Source organism: Polynucleobacter sp. MG-28-Ekke-A2, from assembly GCF_035012985.1.
Classification (GTDB): Bacteria; Pseudomonadota; Gammaproteobacteria; order Burkholderiales; family Burkholderiaceae; genus Polynucleobacter.
Window position 1 is genome coordinate 1 of record NZ_JAYGQU010000050.1, and the last position, 1059, is coordinate 1059.

Consider the following 1059-nt stretch of genomic DNA (forward strand, 5'->3'; position numbering starts at 1 on the left):
CGTAGATTCAAACACGAAGTGCAACACGGTTTAAGGACTGCATAAATACTTCATTGGGGGTTTTAAATCCTAATCGTTTTCTAGGTCGGTTGTTTAAACGGTCTTGGATCATTCTAAGCTCCTTATCGGTCACAGTAGATAGCGGTCTCTTTTTGGGGATGTATTGCCGCAATAGACCATTGAAGTTTTCATTTGATCCACGTTGCCAACTAGCAAACGGATCCGCAAAGTACGTCGTTGATTGAAGAGCTGTATCAATCCTGGCGTGCTCGGCAAATTCCTTGCCGTTGTCAAAAGTCAGGGTTTTAACGAGTGGGGTCACGGCGTTTAATTTAGTGATGATGGCGCTACTGACTAAATCCGACGTCTTGTTCTTGACCTTAGCCAAAACGGCATAGCCACTCTTGCGCTCAACCAAGGTCACAACAGCTTGCTTGTGGGCCGCTCCAATTACAGTATCGCCTTCCCAGTGGCCGACTTGGGATCTTGTCTCAATGTGCGCTGGGCGCTCACTGATCGGCCGCCTACCTACTATTTGACCTCTGCGATCACGGCCGCTGGCATAGCGTTTCTTGCGCTTTTTTTGGCAACGCAGCTGCTGGTAAAGATTGCCGCCAGCGGCTTTATCGGCGTAGACATGGCGGTAGATGGTCTCATGACTAATGCCAACCTGATTGGCAATTTGGACGGGGCTCCACTGAGCTAAGAGGCAATCCACTGTCTGATTCCATTGATCGGCTGTTATTTGGGCGGCATTACGGCAGCCTAATGAGCGTTCTTCTGCCAACAGGCAGGCTTGCTTGGGACGGTAACCTTTGAGCCCCGTATTGCGAGCAAGCTCTCGGCTAATGGTCGACTTATGCCGATCCATCAGTTGGGCTATTTGAGTTTGGGTTTTTCCGTCTTTCATGAGGATATAAATCTGATATCGTTCAGTTTGGCTAAGGTGTTGATAGGTCATGGCTACTTTGACTTGCAGGTCTAGAAGCTTTGGATACTAAAACATCCTTAGCCTCCTTAACTAGTTGTTCAAAGTTGCACTTCGTAGTTGAATCCACC

At 48.2% G+C, this 1059-nt stretch carries 1 protein-coding gene; it reads right to left on the reverse strand.

All coding sequences use genetic code 11. The annotated features are described in order from the left end of the window. Positions 1 to 7: 7 nt before the first annotated feature. Positions 8 to 961, reverse strand: coding sequence for an IS30 family transposase (locus VC188_RS11855; RefSeq protein WP_216168232.1), 954 nt, complete (start codon positions 959 to 961; stop codon positions 8 to 10). Between the last annotated feature and the right edge of the window lie 98 nt (positions 962 to 1059).

Coding starts and splice junctions, on each gene's coding strand:
- VC188_RS11855 (WP_216168232.1), bottom strand. CDS start 961: ATGACCTATCAACACCTTAGCCAAACTGAACGATATCAGATTTATATC.